This window comes from Microvirga yunnanensis, from assembly GCF_025460875.1.
Map to the genome: position 1 here is coordinate 22,648 of NZ_JAMXFI010000020.1, position 14,390 is coordinate 37,037.

Annotated in this window: 17 protein-coding genes and 1 pseudogene; 8 read left to right on the forward strand and 10 right to left on the reverse strand. The window is 62.2% G+C overall.

From position 1 onward, the window contains the following. The first annotated feature begins 662 nt into the window (after positions 1-662). Positions 663-905: a hypothetical protein gene (locus NF876_RS12415; RefSeq protein ID WP_262269105.1), complete on the forward strand. Its 243-nt coding sequence runs from the start codon at positions 663-665 to the stop codon at positions 903-905. Positions 906-1,067: 162 nt separating this feature from the next. Here the strand turns inward: NF876_RS12415 and NF876_RS12420 are convergent, their stop codons facing one another. The 3 genes from NF876_RS12420 to NF876_RS12430 all read right to left on the reverse strand — a co-directional run bounded on the left by NF876_RS12420 (position 1,068) and on the right by NF876_RS12430 (position 2,102). Further along, positions 1,068-1,244, reverse strand: coding sequence for a hypothetical protein (locus NF876_RS12420; RefSeq protein ID WP_262269106.1), 177 nt, complete (start codon positions 1,242-1,244; stop codon positions 1,068-1,070). Positions 1,245-1,563: 319 nt separating this feature from the next. Beyond that, complete coding sequence (locus tag NF876_RS12425) at positions 1,564-1,791, reverse strand: DUF6894 family protein (RefSeq protein WP_262269107.1); 228 nt, start codon at positions 1,789-1,791, stop codon at positions 1,564-1,566. 134 nt (positions 1,792-1,925) lie between these two features. Continuing rightward, positions 1,926-2,102 carry a hypothetical protein gene (locus tag NF876_RS12430; RefSeq protein ID WP_262269108.1) on the reverse strand — a complete coding sequence of 59 codons (177 nt, stop codon included), beginning with the start codon at positions 2,100-2,102 and terminating at the stop codon, positions 1,926-1,928. Between the two features lie 380 nt (positions 2,103-2,482). Between NF876_RS12430 and NF876_RS12435 the strand changes: the two genes are divergently transcribed. Beyond that, a complete protein-coding gene (locus tag NF876_RS12435) occupies positions 2,483-2,728 on the forward strand; it encodes a DUF2934 domain-containing protein (RefSeq protein ID WP_262269109.1) in 246 nt (81 codons plus the stop codon). Between the two features lie 203 nt (positions 2,729-2,931). Here NF876_RS12435 and NF876_RS12440 read toward each other — a convergent pair whose 3' ends face one another. The 3 genes from NF876_RS12440 to NF876_RS12450 form a co-directional block, all read right to left on the reverse strand. Beyond that, positions 2,932-3,831 (reverse strand): patatin-like phospholipase family protein, encoded by a 900-nt coding sequence (locus NF876_RS12440; RefSeq protein ID WP_262269110.1) that lies wholly within the window; start codon positions 3,829-3,831, stop codon positions 2,932-2,934. 279 nt (positions 3,832-4,110) lie between these two features. Next, positions 4,111-4,314, reverse strand: coding sequence for a hypothetical protein (locus NF876_RS12445; protein ID WP_262269111.1), 204 nt, complete (start codon positions 4,312-4,314; stop codon positions 4,111-4,113). A 26-nt stretch (positions 4,315-4,340) separates the two neighbouring features. After that, positions 4,341-4,472: a response regulator gene (locus tag NF876_RS12450; RefSeq protein ID WP_262269112.1), complete on the reverse strand. Its 132-nt coding sequence runs from the start codon at positions 4,470-4,472 to the stop codon at positions 4,341-4,343. A gap of 186 nt (positions 4,473-4,658) precedes the next feature. Between NF876_RS12450 and NF876_RS12455 the strand changes: the two genes are divergently transcribed. After that, positions 4,659-4,904 (forward strand): hypothetical protein, encoded by a 246-nt coding sequence (locus NF876_RS12455; protein WP_315975031.1) that lies wholly within the window; start codon positions 4,659-4,661, stop codon positions 4,902-4,904. A gap of 22 nt (positions 4,905-4,926) precedes the next feature. Here NF876_RS12455 and NF876_RS12460 read toward each other — a convergent pair. Together NF876_RS12460 and NF876_RS12465 are read right to left on the reverse strand one after the other, a co-directional pair. Continuing rightward, positions 4,927-5,668 (reverse strand): annotated as a pseudogene (locus NF876_RS12460) (DUF6766 family protein). Between the two features lie 35 nt (positions 5,669-5,703). Then, on the reverse strand, positions 5,704-6,219 hold the full coding sequence (locus NF876_RS12465) for a YsnF/AvaK domain-containing protein (protein ID WP_262269114.1): 516 nt from the start codon (positions 6,217-6,219) through the stop codon (positions 5,704-5,706). Positions 6,220-6,375: 156 nt separating this feature from the next. On the opposite strand from NF876_RS12465, the gene NF876_RS12470 reads away from it, so the two are divergent. The 4 genes from NF876_RS12470 to NF876_RS12485 all read left to right on the forward strand — a co-directional run bounded on the left by NF876_RS12470 (position 6,376) and on the right by NF876_RS12485 (position 8,929). Next, entirely contained in the window at positions 6,376-6,714 is a 339-nt protein-coding gene (locus tag NF876_RS12470) for a PepSY domain-containing protein (protein ID WP_262269115.1), read from the forward strand. 81 nt (positions 6,715-6,795) lie between these two features. Beyond that, complete coding sequence (locus NF876_RS12475; RefSeq protein WP_262269116.1) at positions 6,796-7,842, forward strand: YsnF/AvaK domain-containing protein; 1,047 nt, start codon at positions 6,796-6,798, stop codon at positions 7,840-7,842. A 104-nt stretch (positions 7,843-7,946) separates the two neighbouring features. Then, a complete protein-coding gene (locus tag NF876_RS12480) occupies positions 7,947-8,528 on the forward strand; it encodes a YidB family protein (RefSeq protein WP_262269117.1) in 582 nt (193 codons plus the stop codon). Positions 8,529-8,632: 104 nt separating this feature from the next. Beyond that, positions 8,633-8,929, forward strand: coding sequence for a hypothetical protein (locus NF876_RS12485; RefSeq protein WP_262269118.1), 297 nt, complete (start codon positions 8,633-8,635; stop codon positions 8,927-8,929). Between the two features lie 608 nt (positions 8,930-9,537). Here the strand turns inward: NF876_RS12485 and NF876_RS12490 are convergent. Next, positions 9,538-9,819, reverse strand: coding sequence for a hypothetical protein (locus NF876_RS12490; protein ID WP_262269119.1), 282 nt, complete (start codon positions 9,817-9,819; stop codon positions 9,538-9,540). Between the two features lie 1,455 nt (positions 9,820-11,274). Here NF876_RS12490 and NF876_RS12495 point away from each other — a divergent pair. After that, positions 11,275-11,418 (forward strand): hypothetical protein, encoded by a 144-nt coding sequence (locus tag NF876_RS12495; RefSeq protein WP_262269120.1) that lies wholly within the window; start codon positions 11,275-11,277, stop codon positions 11,416-11,418. A 1,165-nt stretch (positions 11,419-12,583) separates the two neighbouring features. Here the strand turns inward: NF876_RS12495 and NF876_RS12500 are convergent. Continuing rightward, positions 12,584-14,155, reverse strand: a complete 1,572-nt coding sequence (locus tag NF876_RS12500; RefSeq protein ID WP_262269121.1) for a calcium-binding protein — start codon at positions 14,153-14,155, stop codon at positions 12,584-12,586. Between the last annotated feature and the right edge of the window lie 235 nt (positions 14,156-14,390).

Consider the following 14,390-nt stretch of genomic DNA (forward strand, 5'->3'; position numbering starts at 1 on the left):
AGTGGCAAGAGGCATAAACGCCGGCCGACATGGCACCGCGGGACGGATCCGGCCGTGGCCCATCACCTGTCATCCAGCGGTCAAACCTGAGACAATGTCTTCGTGTTCACCGCAGTTTTGCGGGACTTGCGTGAGCTTGCTCCAAACCGTGCCTCGAGAATGCACCGGATGCGCTCGAGTTCCTCTTGGACGGTGTCAAGCCGGTTCAACAACTCAGCGTCTGCGATTGCAGGCGAGGCGTCCTCGCGCTGACACGGCTCAGGACGAAGGATGCTGTGGATCGTCTCCAGAGTGGAGGGACCGATGTCAGGCATTGCCAACCACTGTCGATCGGAGATTTCGGAGACCTCCTGAACCGTGGGCCAGCGCCCTTGGAATTCCCTCAAAAGTGCTCGGCGTACTCGGAGCGGAACGGCGTCCAGAGGAAAAAACTCATTCTGCTGCATCTGACATCACTCGAACTCAAGATGTCAGACCAACACAAGAGACCAATCTCGGCCGTGCAGTGGCGAGATGGAGACATTTTTTAGCTTTTCACGCGAATATACCTTTGATAACTCCGCCCAAGACCAACCCGTCACAGTGCAAGAGCAACTGGGCAAGCCTCCGGCGCAGGAAACCACATGGGTTGACTAGGCCTATATTGAACAGAGAACGACAATATGCCTAAAGCGAGAAGCCGCTGGGATGCAGTCAGCTTTGCGATGTACGGCGGATTGCTTGGCATGCTCCTGGCGATGATGGAGCAGTTCTGTCATGCCTTCTGCCCCGCGTCATGGTCCTACACCCCGGAAGGCGACTTGCTCGCGCACGTCCTCGTCGAAGTGGTTGCCTCTGCGGCGGCTGGGGCAGCCTTGCTGGCAGGCATTGCGACGATCCGGAACTGGCTCAACCGCGGGACCTGAGCCCAGATGACACCTTCAAGGAATGCAACATGGGTATGATCGCGGCCTGCCTCAACATCGCTGAGCGGTCGCCGACCTGCCAAAGCGTGCTGCCTGCGCGCACCCATAAAGCAGTGCTCACAGCAGCACAGGGGCCGAACCCGGCGTCGGATCGAGGCCGGATTATTGACTGCTGTTACGGCTGCCTCCTCCGGCCTCAATCGAGCAGACCAGGATAAAGAGGCTGAGCACCGCCGCCTGGGAAGCCAGAGTTTCAACAAAGGCCGGCATGCTGTCGCGGAACGGGCCGCTGGCAAGAACCGAGAGTACCAGGATGGGAATGGCCGCCCAGATCACCATGCGCACCTCCACTAACCAAGACGGTTCTGTCTAGTGAAGGCTTCCTGAACCGCACCTGTATGGCTCAAGTGGCGTCCTGCGAACGCTGGTTAGCCACGGGCGCTGATCCTTAATACACCGAGGACCGCCGACACTGAGTTCTTCGTGCAGGCCATCCGATGCCGCCCGGGACCAGAGACCTGCCACCTCCACAGGTGCCGCGCCTGCTAGAGATCGAACGGCAGAAGGTCATCGCATTCCTTGTGCCGCAGCTCTGAACGGCCATGGCGCAATCGTGCAACTGTGCCGAGCCACGATGGCCCTGCTCCAGGTGCCCGAGCTAATGGAGCGGCGTGGTCAACGAGATGGACAGCAGCACCCGCCCGGAAGCATCGACTATGCTGAGTTGCCAGCCTGCCCACAGGTCGTCGGGATCGCCATCCTCCTGGCGGAGTTCCTGGATCGCCTTGCGGGCTTCCGCCTCGGCACTGTCCAAATTGTCCACCTCAACCCCGGTGTCGTCGAGGATCACATCGTGACAGTTCACGAGATGAAAGTAGCAGCGCATCCGCAGCCTGTTCACGCAAGACAACGGCAGCGCTTCTTACTCTACCTCTTAGGAAGTAGCCAGATCCTAACCAGGGACAAGCTTCGGCTCAAGCAAATTAGGCGCAAAGCTGCGTCATCAGCGCAAGCCCAAGCTCAGGGCTGCGCGGCCCCGAGGTCGATCAGCACATTCACCGCTCCAACGAGTTGGTCCTCGGCATCGTGCAAAGGTGTTGGGAACGGCATGAAGTGAACCCGGGTGCCTTCGGGCCGCTCGGCCTCGGCCAGCACCCGGAGGTGGCCTTCTTGGTGCTGTCCGACGGGGCTTGCCATGAGCTGCGCACCTTATGATCTGTATGATGACAATCGGTGGTGAGCCGGAGCCTTTCCATTGTGCTGACGTGAGCGGATCGTACAGGCAAAGAAAAGCGCCCCCGTCAGGGGCGCTGAAGGAACGGCCCGTGGGGGCAGATCAAGGCCGGACCGCAAACTTGGTCATGGTTGAATTGATTTGCCAACCCGGTCCCAAAGCTCTCCAGATGTACCTCTTAAGGGATAGGGAGTTGCCGATTGCGGCGGTCACGGCAAATCGGATACCGCTAAGCCTCCCGTGGGGGCACGGCGGACCGAGGCCGCGACCAGGAACCAGCACACGAGTTCAGGCGCGGCCCTTCCTTGCATCAAGAGGGCCGGTGACCCTTGGGAGACAGGCCATGGCTGAGTGGGAAGAGAAGGTTCGGGTGCGTGCCTACGAGATCTGGGAGCGCCAGGGCCGCATGGGTAATCCGTTCGACCATTGGCACCAGGCCGAGCGGGAGATCAAGGACGAGGAGGCAGCGGGAACCTCCACGGATCGCCCTGAGGCGACGGTCGAGGAGGCTACGCCCGTTGAAGCCGTCAAAGCGGAACAAGCCGCCACACCCGCCTCCTCAGACAACAAGGATTCGTCCAGCTCATAGCGCCCACACCCGGCTGAATCGCTGCGCCGTGTGATCAATCGCGATGGCAACAGCGTCCGGGGCGAGGTGATGGATCATGTGGCCGAGCCCGGGAAGCGCAATGTACTCGCTGTGCGGTAACTCCCGGCGCAGGCGTGCGGACTCTGAACAGTGTTCCTGATACCGCTTCCGTCGGTGGAGCACGATTGGCATGTCGTTCACCGTTATCCCTGGCTGAGCCACCGGTCCGCTGCGTTGCGGCCTGCATCGCGGAGCGCCAGCAGGAAGTTCCAGTCCAGGTTGAGCGCGCTGGCCTCACCTAAGGCCGGGTACTCCGCCTCCGCCGCAATGTGATGAAGCCGCAGCTTTTGCAGCTTGCGGGCCAGACGGGAGCCCTGATCATGATGACCGGCAAGCTGCTTCATGGCGGCCAACGCATCGATGTCCCGCGCCAGCGAGCTGGCAAAGGTGATCTGCTCGATGCGTTTCCTGATCTCCGACGCGGTCGTCGGCATCTCTGCCCCAACGGACGGCATGATCTGCACCACCAGTGCCTCCTCGACCCGTGAAGCGGAGACGAGCGGGAGCACGGGCGGATTGGCCGAGTACCCGCCATCCCAGTACGCCTCGCCCTCGATGGACACCGCATGATGCAGGACAGGCAGGCAGGTCGAGGCCAGGATCACATCGAGCGTCACGGCCTTCTCGCGGAAGACTCGCAGGCGTCCATCGCGCACCCGCGTTGTCGCGATCAGCAGCTTGAGCTTTGGATGCCGCCGCAAGGCCTCGAAGTCGATCTCCTCGTCCAGGAGCGTCTTCAGCGGATGCAGGTTGAACGGGTTGAACTGGTACGGCGACAGATGGCGGGCCGCAACCTCGACGGCGAGGCCAGCGTGGGCTCGAGGAGCCGCTTCGCTGGCGCGCTTCCAGAAACGCTTGAGGCCTGCTCTCGCGGCGCTTGGCCCGCCCTGCGCCAGCCCGGAGGCAAGCAGAACCGCGTTCACGGCACCGGCGCTGGCTCCGCTCACGGCATCGAACGTGATGGTCTCGTCCTCGAGCAGGCGGTCGAGCACGCCCCACGTGAAGGCTCCGAACGATCCGCCGCCTTGCAGTGCGAGGGACACCTGTCTCTTCCTTGTGACAGCCCTGCGCCGGGATGGCTGGCGGGCTGGAGAATGAACCTCGACCTCGTGATGAAGAGGAAAGAAGGCAAGGTAGTCGTCGGGGGCAAACTTCATGGATCCTCATTGTGCAGCGCACCATTCCGGTGTCGGGCATCAACGAAGGCGCGCTCTGGTTGTTGCAAAGCTCAGAGCAGAGCAGGTCTGTCCTCATGGAAACCCCTGCCCAGGAACCATTCAGAATGAGCAGTCCGCAGGCGTTTCGCCTTTGTCCAAGCTGGACTACACGTCCTTTCCACGCGTCCGGAGGATCTCGGCCACGAGCGGGCCCGGGAGAGCCGGCTTCCGGAGCACCACCAGTTCGGGATGCCAGGCTCTGACCTTCTCCGGCAAATCGCCGCCGCCGACCACGGTGGGGGCTTGGCGCGCATGAAGCGCCTTCAGAACCGGCGTGACGTCGCCGTCGGGCAGATGAAGATCCAGCACCGCCGCGTAGAAGGTGAGCCGCCTGATCAGCTCGCGGTTTCATTGACGGTGCGGGCCACGCTCACAACCTCGCCTCCGGCATTCTCTACTGCGTCTGACAGCGCCGCGGCGACTAAGGCTTCATCCTCGACAATCAGGACCCGAATGCCGCTGAGCATGATGAAGGCCCCTCGTGATGTTTCCCGAGTCAAACGCACCGGCTATGCGCGCTTGCACGCCTGAGACCCAGCGGAACTCTTTCTCAGGTGAGCGCTTCACACCGCATGGCAAGCGGTAATGGCAAGGCTGTCCTGCGACGGGCATTCAGGCAGCTGGAACACGAGGTGCCCGGCAAGGTGGCGCGTGTGCTTCGAAACCTACGGCATCCAGACGCCCGCTGGATCCGCATTCCGGCCGGGGTGCTCCTTGTGTTGGGCGGTATCTTCTCGATCCTGCCCTTTCTGGGCATCTGGATGCTGCCGCTCGGGCTCCTGCTGATCGCCTATGACGTGGCCTTCCTGCGGGAGCCGGTCGGCCAGTTTACGATCTGGGGAATCAAGAAATGGCGGTTGCTCCGTCAGCGGTTCTTTCCGAGGCGATCAAGGGAATGAGGGCCGTCCAGGGACACTGACTTCAACCTACGACTGCGGTTGGGGCTGTCGCCGGCGACCAAGCGAGCGGCATTGCCGCATCCGCGGTGATGCCGCTCGCTTGGTCAGTGCCCGGTTGCGGCGTGCGGACGGCGACGGGCTTCGACTCCGGCGAGCCGCGCTCGCGCAGATAGATCCCGAGCACCAGGAGCACGGCGATGGACAGGAACTCGCTCTGCCAGTTCTGGAAGCTCTCGTACCAGAACTGCGGATCCGCGAGTGTCTCGATCATGGTCTGGGAGGGCTGGTGGTGCTGGAGCGCCTCCTCATTCATCCGACGCGTGCTGCCCGCCAGATGCAGCCAGAAGGAGGCGAGAAAGAGGGTCACGAGTGCGAGGCTGAGCGAGTGCGAGTAGAGCTTCAGCAGCAAGCCGCCGCGGTGGACCGGACCCGGTGCCTCCGGGTCGCGGCGCCTCGTTGCCGGAGCTTCATCCTCGGGATTGGCCTCGTCCGGGTTCTTGGACTCGGGCGATCCCTTCTGGAACAGGAACACCGTCAGCAGCACGTACGTCGCCATCTGGAGGAACTCGCTTTCCCAGTTCTAAGGTGGCCGAGATGAAGTGACCGCTGGTCAGGTAGGTGAGAAAGCCGATCTCGGGCAATTCATGTAGGCGGAGTTCCTCGGCATTGGCCTTCCAGCCCGTCAGCGCCTGGCCGATGAAGGAGATCAGGAACAAGGCGAACAAGGTGAGTGACAACCCATTGTTACGCAGGAACCGACGCATACACTGACCTCACGCTCATGAACCGCTACGGTTCGTCAACGCGGAGGCGGATTGTCGGTTTCAGGCTCTGCCTCATCGTCGACCGCCGCGCCATCCGAAGGCTCACGCTCGACGATGGCGCGCTGCTTGCGCAAGGTGACCGGCATCTCGACGGTCTCGGTTTCGATGCTGCGCCGGATATGCAGTTCCTCCTTGAGGACGAGTTGCTTCGTGACAACGAGCACCTCCTCGAGCACCGGCACGATCGTGACGTCGCCGTCGGTCCGGATCTCAGGAGCGGTGTCGACCACCCTGCCGATGGGCACACGGGTGACCTCAACGTCCTCGCGCTGCACGGACGCGTGCGCCAACTCCTCGACGGTATCGGTGACCGTCCGCACCCGCACATGCTCGGTCACGACCTCGCGCTTGCCGATGGTGGCACTTTCCTCGACGACAGGGATGACCTCCTCCGCGATGGTTCGAGGATCGCTCCTCAGGGCGTCATCAAGGACAGGCACCGGCTCCTGGTTGTCCAGACGCGTGCTCGGGTTTGGGATTAGGTCGGCCATCGATCCTCTCACGGTAAGCGACAACCAACGGGCGCTGGCAAGGGCAGTTCCCCGCTCCCCCGCAGGAATAGCCTCCTGCCCGCAAGCTTGGCAGTCGGAACCGTCGCCGTAGTCGCACATTGAGCCCCTACGTGTTTGACATAGAGGAGAAGCACCTTGAGACGCCTCGGCTTTGCAACTCTGGCCGTCCTGTCGGCCTTGACCACGGCGGCGATGGCCCAAACCTCGGCGACCCAGCCGACGAACAACAGTGGCTCGTCGAATCCCGCCGTCACCCACAAGCCGGCCGACAGCCCGCAGACGACGGGCGCGGTCGAGCCGGGCGCCAACAGCTTCACCGAAGCGCAGGCGCGCTCCCGTCTTGAGGCGCAGGGCTTCAGCAACGTCACCGAGCTGCGCAAGGACGATCAGGGCATCTGGCGCGGCAAGGCCCAGCGCGAGGGCAAGTCCGTCAGCGTGGGCATCGACTACAAGGGCACGGTGCAGATCCAGTAAGCCCGATCTCCATCATTCAATCCATCAAGCAATCAGGGTGCCGGCGCACGGCCGCACCCTTTCTCACGAAGTGGAACAGACATGATCAGCAAGACCATCACAGCGTTCTTTGACAGCTACGAGGATGCCTCCGAGGCCGTCCGCCGCCTGGAGGCCGCCGGCGTTTCCCGCGGCGACATCAGCCTGATCGCCAACAATGAGGGTGACCGCTACTCGTCGCACGCCAGCCGCACCTTCGACGGCACCAACCATCATGACGACGATGTCAGCGACGGCGCCGGAACGGGCGCTACCGTGGGCACGCTGGCCGGCGGCGGGGCTGGCCTTCTCGCCGGCCTCGGCATGCTCGCGATCCCGGGGCTTGGTCCTGTGGTGGCGGCCGGATGGCTCGTGTCCACGCTTGTGGGTGCGGGTGCCGGCGCGGCCATTGGCGGACTGACGGGTGCGCTCGTTGACGCCGGCGTCGACGAGAACGATGCCCATGCCTATGCCGAGGGCGTCCGCCGCGGCGGCGCCTTGGTGACGGTGCGTGCCTCCGACACGGAGGTGGACCGGATTGTCGATATCCTCGATGACGAGGGCACGGTGGACTTCGACGAGCGCGAGAACACCTGGCGCTCCGAGGGCTGGACGGGCGCCGGCGCCACGACGGCGAGCACCACCGCGACAGGCGCGACCGGGCTGACGGACCGTGCGTCGTCCACGGCGCGCGACACCGATGAGGTGATCCCAGTCGCCGAGGAAGAGTTGCACGTCGGCAAGCGCGAGGTGAACCGCGGGCGCGTGCGTCTGCACTCGCGGGTGATCGAGCGTCCCGTGCAGGAGCAGGTCACCCTGCGCGAGGAGCGCGTCGCCGTGGAGCGCCGCCCGGTCTCCGGCTCGACGCAGGCTGGCGCGATCAGCGGTGATCCGTTCCAGGAGCGCACGATCGAGGTCGAGGAGCGCGGCGAGGAGGCAGTGGTCTCCAAGGAAGCCCGCGTGGTCGAGGAAGTGGTCGTGCGCAAGGAAGCCGACCAGCGCACCGAGACGATCTCGGACACCGTGCGCAAGACCGAGGTCGATGTCGAGGACGACCGCAACATCCGCAGCACCGGCACCACGGGCAACCCGAGCGACCGCACCCGCTGACGGTAATGGGAAGCCCAGCTCAGCCGGGCTTCCCTCTCCATTCCGGGCCTCCGGTCCGGGGTCATCACATTAGGCCGTGACACGGCGCGAAACAGGAGATTGCGATGGGACTGCTCGACTCGATCCTGGGTAACATGATGGGAGCCGGAGGCACCTCGATGCAGGGGCGCGGCGGCGCGACCTCGCCGATCGTGAAGGCGCTCATGATGCTGCTGGCAGCCAAGGCCTTTCAGCACTACCGCTCCGGTTCGCAGGGTGGCTCGTCGGGCGGAGGACTCGGGGACATCCTGGGGGGCCAGGGGGGCCTTGGCGGCATGCTCGGCGGTCAGGGCGGAGGACTCGGCGGCGGACTGGCGGGTGGTCTCGGTGGCCTGCTGGGTGGTCTGCTCGGTGGGGGCGGTGTGGCTGGCGGCGGCTTGGGCGGCCTGTTCGACCAGTTCCGCCAGAACGGCTACGGCGACCACGTCGACTCCTGGGTGAGCCCGGGCCAGAACCGACGGATTGCGCCGGACGAGCTTTTGCACGCGCTCGGGCCGGACACGCTCGACGAGTTGGAGCAGCAGACCGGGCTACCGCGCCAGCAGCTCCTGTCCGAACTCTCGCAGGAGCTGCCCGACGCGGTCGACCATTTCACCCCGGACGGTCGCCTGCCGACGGAGGAAGAGGCCTCCTCCCGCTGGGTCTGAGCGGCCCGATCCCGCAAGGGCTGAAGTGTCCCGGCCCTTGCGGTGAGCGGAACGTGGGCTTGGCACCAACGTTGATCCGTAGCCCCTGTGGCTGGGATAGGAACATGATGCTCAACAGGCTCCACGCTTCGACGATCGTGACACTCGCTGCGGTGAACGAGGCCCTCGCCCAGGCCACGCCGCCTGCGACGTCCGGCTCGCCTGCCGCGCCCGCAACAACCGATGGCGGCGGCACCTCCTGGCTGTGGATCATCCTTGTCCTGGCGATCATTGCCGGCCTTGTCTGGTACTTCATGCGTGGGCAGTCACGGACCACCACGGCAGGCACGACTGGTACCTCGGCCAGCTCTGGGACGACCACGGGCCGGACCAACGTGTACGACACCGACAGGCGCAAGTAGGTACCCAGCAACTGACCTCACCTCACGCCGTCAACTGTTACGGGTGACGGACGTGGGATCTGGACGTTGGTTTCACGAGGGTCATGTCCCCTGATCTAGCGCTGTCGCAAGGGTGCGGTTCCGTGCGCTGGCGATCCGGTAGCGGTGGCTTGCCTGTCAAAGCATGGCAGCGATCACAGGTTGGCCCTGCCGCTCCAGCTCGGCGGCGAGCAATGCCAGTTCGGACGTGAGGACCTCCTCCTTGCGGGCGAAGTCCTTCAAGGCTTGCTCGGGGATCGACCATCCATCCCCACGTCGGCCGAATTCCCTACCTCGTGCCTCCTTGGGCAAATTGGGCAATAGTGACCTGGGGCAACCACAACGGTCGCAGCATAGGCCCGGCAATGATGGCGCCAATGAGGGCGAAGCAGGCCACGATGAGAGCGATGCAGCCGTAACGCGCAACCCAATTCTCAGGGGCCATCACGAACCCTCCAAGCCAAGCATCACGCACGATAGTGCAACGAACGAACCAAAGACCAGTTTCCACGAACTGAAGATCCCGAATGAGGGGGCTATCGCGAGAGTCCGTCTGATTTGGTCCAGCGGCAATAATTATGGGGTGCGGTTCATGGACTAACCGCCACCCGCTTCGGGAGATGGGACTTCTCAGGCCTGCATTGGCTGATGATGTCCTGGGAGATGCAGTAAGCGTGCTGCTGCATTCCTACAAGATTTTGGACAATCTTGTGCTTCAGAGGCTCAGGAGCACCTGAGGCGATAATCTGGTGGGCGATATCGCTGAGTTCACGAACCAGGGCATTGAGACGCTGAGTAACTTCAAGCACAGAAGCGGCATCGTCAGTAACCTGGATTGCAGGATGCGATGACAATTGTACCAAGTTCGACATCGATAGCCCCACGAGTGGTAGCCGTAGCCAAGAAGAGTTTGGTCCAATGGTAGGAACTAAATCAGATGGCTTGCGTAGGGCTGTTGTGTCGCTTGGGTTGGGCGGTCCACTCGTGAACTCGTCTGATCGGGTATCAGTGCTTAGTTTGAAGGCAGCCTATGGATTGCTCAGGAAGTCTTCGAAGGACTAAATGAAACTTAAAAATCGGGATCTAAGTGAACGAGAGCGCAGGTTAAGGACCGCTGACGCTCGGTTCACTCAAGAAGACAACAAACTTGTACAGGTCGTCTTGCTCGCAACCGTCCTCTTCGGGGTGGGGGTGCTTGCCTGGGTGACCTTGTATCTTCTTGACCTGAGCTGGACGCCGGGGGAACTCAATTGGCAACTCAAGGGTTCGCGTTTCTGGCCGGGCTGAAGGTAGCCATCGTGTCATTGAGACCTATGAGCGGATGCTGCGGTTCTATGAGCGCTAGAGTGACACGCCCAAGCGGCGAAGCTCAGGTCTCAATCTCCATCTCTTGGCCAAGCTGAAACATGTCTCGGCCGGATAAGTTGGACTTGGGAAGGCTGTTCCTGAACTCCAGCCTTCGGCTCCAGAGACGGGCCTCCTTGCCCCCTCCAACCTCCCCGGCAAGGAGGCCTTTCCTTGCCTTTCGTGAAGGTCGCACCCAACCTGTTTCCTAATGAGGTCTATGCAAGATCCGTCGGCGATAGATGCTCGTGCCGCGTGAAGAGGAGTCGGCTCTCGCCTGGCCCATAGACTGTGAGACTGCATCGATTCAATTCGGCCAGCCTGGCTGCCGCAGCGCGGCGCTCCTCAGGAGGCCTGTAGGAGTGAAACGCCTCCTCGACCTCGGCTATTGGCAGCAACAGCATATCTCCAGGGATTAAGCGGGCTAATCTGCTTTGCAGGTCTGTTGCGTTCATCGCGATTGAGAGTCGATTGCCCTTCGAAAAGGCCGTATCAAGTCTGTTCCGTAGCGGGCGCCATGAGCCTGCACTTCCATCTTCACGGCATCAGGACTAGGCCTCGACGAACCTGGCCGCGCTAGCCTGAGATTTTACATGTTGGATGAAGCTCTCAAGCCTCATGCCGTGTACATCGTGATATAGCTGCCAGATTGCCTCGCCCCGCAGGCCAAGGCTCTCAAGGTCCATGAGGATCATGAGCCCACCAAACGGATCTTTCATGATCCGCTCGAGGACGCTGACAGCGCCTACATTGCCGGCCGCTCCGGCTAGTGTGTCAGAGGATTTGAGCATTTTCCGTCAAGCTAATCGTGATTTCGGGGGATGGCGCCTTTCACACTGAGCATTAGACCAAATTGAAGTTGGATCCTTGCTGAATTGAGGATCGTTTACACTGGCATTTGCGAAAGAAATTCTTGCAACGTTGCAAGGACAAGCTCCGTGTAATCTTTTACACACGATTAAATGAGTGACGTAGATCGTGAGATGCGTGAGAAGCTGCAAAAGCTGGAGAGCATTGAGGCCCGGCTGTCGCAGCACGAAAAGGCCACGCGCCTAGGCCTGATTTGGCTCACAATCCTGGCATTCGCCGTGCTCATCCTCTTCGGCTATCACATCACCTATCTGTGACGTCGGGCTCTCAAAGCCGTTTCAGATCCTCTGGCCTCTCGTCCCATACTGCCTTAAACTGGGTTAAGAGTATGTTTGTCTGACTTTGCCGGAGATGTCTCATCTGGAATGGACATCGATGGTTGACGGACACAACGAGGCAGAGGTGAAGCTCAATCATCAGAGACAGGATGCGGCAGACCGCTTGGCTCGGGAGACCCGAGTTGGCCGGCCCACCTTGGCTGCAATTCTCATCCTCATCCTCGCCGGGACAGCGATAGTCTCTTATGTATTAATCGGTACAAGTGGCACCCACTGACGGCTCGTGAGCTAGGACAAGCTCTCGGACGGACCCCAGGCTGAGAGCCAAGTCTCGTCCGGGGAGCCATCTCAATAAAGCCATGTTCCCGAAAGGTTTTAGCGGCTGGATTGGTGGCGATATCCGCGCCGGATTCTTGGCCGTCCAGAGCCTTCAAGGCGGTAAGCCCTACTAAGCGCAGAAGCGAAAGTCACTGAACAGGAAGGCGAGCGGGCCATCGGGACTGTCCGAGTCACGAGTTGGACCCCGACGCAGATCATGCGGGTACTCGGACAGGAAAAAGCCCCGCCGGAATCCCTCTGAACGGGGCTGAGTTTACGGAGGTCATGGGTCTGATCACGCACAGGAGAGTGCAATGGCCCTCCGCGCTATCCCAACTCCCCATTCCTCGGATCGTTGCATCATGGTGCTGTAGCGGTATCGCGCATGGGCGAGAAAAAGCCCCGCTGGGATTGGTCTGAGCGAGGCTCTAGGCGGTGGAGGCTGTGCAGGTGGGGGATTGCACAGGGAATGCGGGAACGCCTCCACATCGGGATAACGGCCGCCCCGATAGAAGGTTGCATTAGAGTGCTGGAGCGTCCGAGCCGATGATCTGCTTGGTAGTTACTATTCTGGTCGAGAAACTGCCCGCAGTGTCCACCGCCCGCTGCCACGTTTTGAGCGAGCCGTCTGCTGTAAGGCAGGGATCTGGGCAGGTCCGCCGAAGGAATGAGTGAGTGGGCGCGACTCGGCGGGGCTCGGGAAACACCAGAGGACAGGGTCACAGCTCCACAGTCCCGCCAGGCGCTTGCGGCGCTCGTAGAGCGGCCGTCGACGCAGATTATCAGAAACGGGGAGGCTCAAAGCCTCCCCGTCGGTACGCATCGATCAAATGATGATGATGTCGCTCAGGCGGAGGCTCGCCTCGTTGTCCAGGTCGGCGAACTTGACCTGTGCTGCACCGCCCGTCCCGTCGCGGTCGTAGTAGAGTGACCCGGTAGCCTGGTCATAGATGATGCGGTCCTCTGCATCTTGCGCGGCCTTTCCGCGGAAGAACGCGTCCGAGTCGATTCGTCCTTGCGGCCCAACACGTGGAACGTTCCGGAAGATCGCACTGTCGAGCTGGATCGTGTCGTCAGCCGAGCGGAAGCCGACGATGACGTCTGCCTCGGCCCCGACGACCCGCGCATCGAAGAGATAGGTGTCGCGGCCAGCCTCACCCCTCAGCACGTCCCTGCCGCGGCCGCCGCTCAGCACGTCATCGCCGTCCCCGCCGCGCAGGTTGTCACGGCCTCCGAGCCCGAAAAGCGTGTCGTCCCCTCCGAGGCCTTCGAGGACGTTGCGTCCGTTGTTGCCAGTAATCGTGTTGCCGATCGAAGAACCAGTTAGGTTGAGGTCCGTGGTCCCGGCAGCATTGGAGGTCGACAGAAACTCGACGTCCGCGGTGGCACCGAGCGCAAAGGTGACGCTGCTCGCCACCGAGTCGGTGCCGCCGCCGCTCGCCTCGGTGACGATGTCGCCGAGGTTCTGGACGAGGTAGCTGTCGTCGCCAAGCCCGCCGGCCAGAGTGTCGACCCCGGTGCCGCCGTTGAGGGTGTCGTTGCCGGTCCCGCCCTCGGCCGAAACCGGGGTTGACGAGCCCGAGGCATCGAAACGGTCGTTGCCGCCGCCGCCGTCGAAGGTCACCAAGGTCACCGCAGTCCCGGTGAGGTTGCCGACCGTGCTCTGGTCGTCGCCCTCGCCGGGGCTCAGGTCGAGTCTCTCGATGTTGGTCATGTTGACGCTGAACGGCACCAGGTTCGTTCGCGTGAACACCGCCACGCCACCGGTCGCCGTGACGTTCGCGATGTCGGCGGCGGCCGCCCCGTTGATCAACTGCCTGTCGTTGCCGGCCTCGCCGTTGTTGGTGTCGGTGTTGTCGCCGTTGTTCCAGATGAAGAGGTCGTCCTCCGTGCCGCCGTTCATGGTGTCGTTGCCGACCCCGCCCACGATGGTGTCATTGCCTGCAAGCCCGTTGAGCGTGTCGATACCGGCCCCGCCCGTGATGACGTTGCCGAGGTTGTTCCCGGTTCCGACAAAGTTGTCCGATCCCGTGCGGGTCAGATTCTCGACCTCTGCGGCCAGAATCAGAGTGGGCGCTCGCGTGAGCACGAGATCTGTTCCGCCGCCGGGTGCCTCGCCAATAGTGTCGAGTGCGTCGACATCGGAGTAGATGTCGTCGCCAGCCTCTCCGAACAAATTATCACCGCCGAACCCGCCGTCGAGTGAGTCCTGGCCGATACCGCCGAACAGAAAGTCTCCGCCATCGCCGCCCAACAGCGTGTCATCGCCAGCACCGCCAGAGATGAAATTGATCGCGTTATCGCCAATGATCAGGTCACGATCATTCAGGCCGGTAAGGTCCGGGGCCGTCCGAACTACAATGGTACCTCTTGCGTCCTGGGATAGAAAAACAGCCATCGAATTTCCCCTTAATTCACTGAATTCTCTAGGAAAACTGACCCGGTACTTGGTTGTGATCACCCGCCCCGCCACGTGTCTGAACAATGGGACCGCGCCGGGCTAGGGAGGTCATGGCCGAGGAATGAGGCTGCGCTTCCTCCAGGCCGCTGTCGACTCACCCGTTGGGATGAGCTTGGGACGGGCCACAAAAGAACTCCCTTCCGGCGAGTCGGGAGGGAGATAGTACAGGGAT

Excerpts from the sequence above, each read along its gene's own strand:
- NF876_RS12415 (WP_262269105.1), top strand. The coding sequence starts at position 663 with ATGCCTAAAGCGAGAAGCCGCTGGGATGCAGTCAGCTTTGCGATGTAC.
- NF876_RS12420 (WP_262269106.1), bottom strand. The coding sequence starts at position 1,244 with ATGGTGATCTGGGCGGCCATTCCCATCCTGGTACTCTCGGTTCTTGCC.
- NF876_RS12425 (WP_262269107.1), bottom strand. The coding sequence starts at position 1,791 with ATGCGCTGCTACTTTCATCTCGTGAACTGTCACGATGTGATCCTCGAC.
- NF876_RS12430 (WP_262269108.1), bottom strand. The coding sequence starts at position 2,102 with ATGGCAAGCCCCGTCGGACAGCACCAAGAAGGCCACCTCCGGGTGCTG.
- NF876_RS12435 (WP_262269109.1), top strand. The coding sequence starts at position 2,483 with ATGGCTGAGTGGGAAGAGAAGGTTCGGGTGCGTGCCTACGAGATCTGG.
- NF876_RS12450 (WP_262269112.1), bottom strand. The coding sequence starts at position 4,472 with ATGCTCAGCGGCATTCGGGTCCTGATTGTCGAGGATGAAGCCTTAGTC.
- NF876_RS12465 (WP_262269114.1), bottom strand. The coding sequence starts at position 6,219 with ATGGCCGACCTAATCCCAAACCCGAGCACGCGTCTGGACAACCAGGAG.
- NF876_RS12475 (WP_262269116.1), top strand. The coding sequence starts at position 6,796 with ATGATCAGCAAGACCATCACAGCGTTCTTTGACAGCTACGAGGATGCC.
- NF876_RS12480 (WP_262269117.1), top strand. The coding sequence starts at position 7,947 with ATGGGACTGCTCGACTCGATCCTGGGTAACATGATGGGAGCCGGAGGC.
- NF876_RS12485 (WP_262269118.1), top strand. The coding sequence starts at position 8,633 with ATGATGCTCAACAGGCTCCACGCTTCGACGATCGTGACACTCGCTGCG.
- NF876_RS12490 (WP_262269119.1), bottom strand. The coding sequence starts at position 9,819 with ATGTCGAACTTGGTACAATTGTCATCGCATCCTGCAATCCAGGTTACT.
- NF876_RS12495 (WP_262269120.1), top strand. The coding sequence starts at position 11,275 with ATGCGTGAGAAGCTGCAAAAGCTGGAGAGCATTGAGGCCCGGCTGTCG.
- NF876_RS12500 (WP_262269121.1), bottom strand. The coding sequence starts at position 14,155 with ATGGCTGTTTTTCTATCCCAGGACGCAAGAGGTACCATTGTAGTTCGG.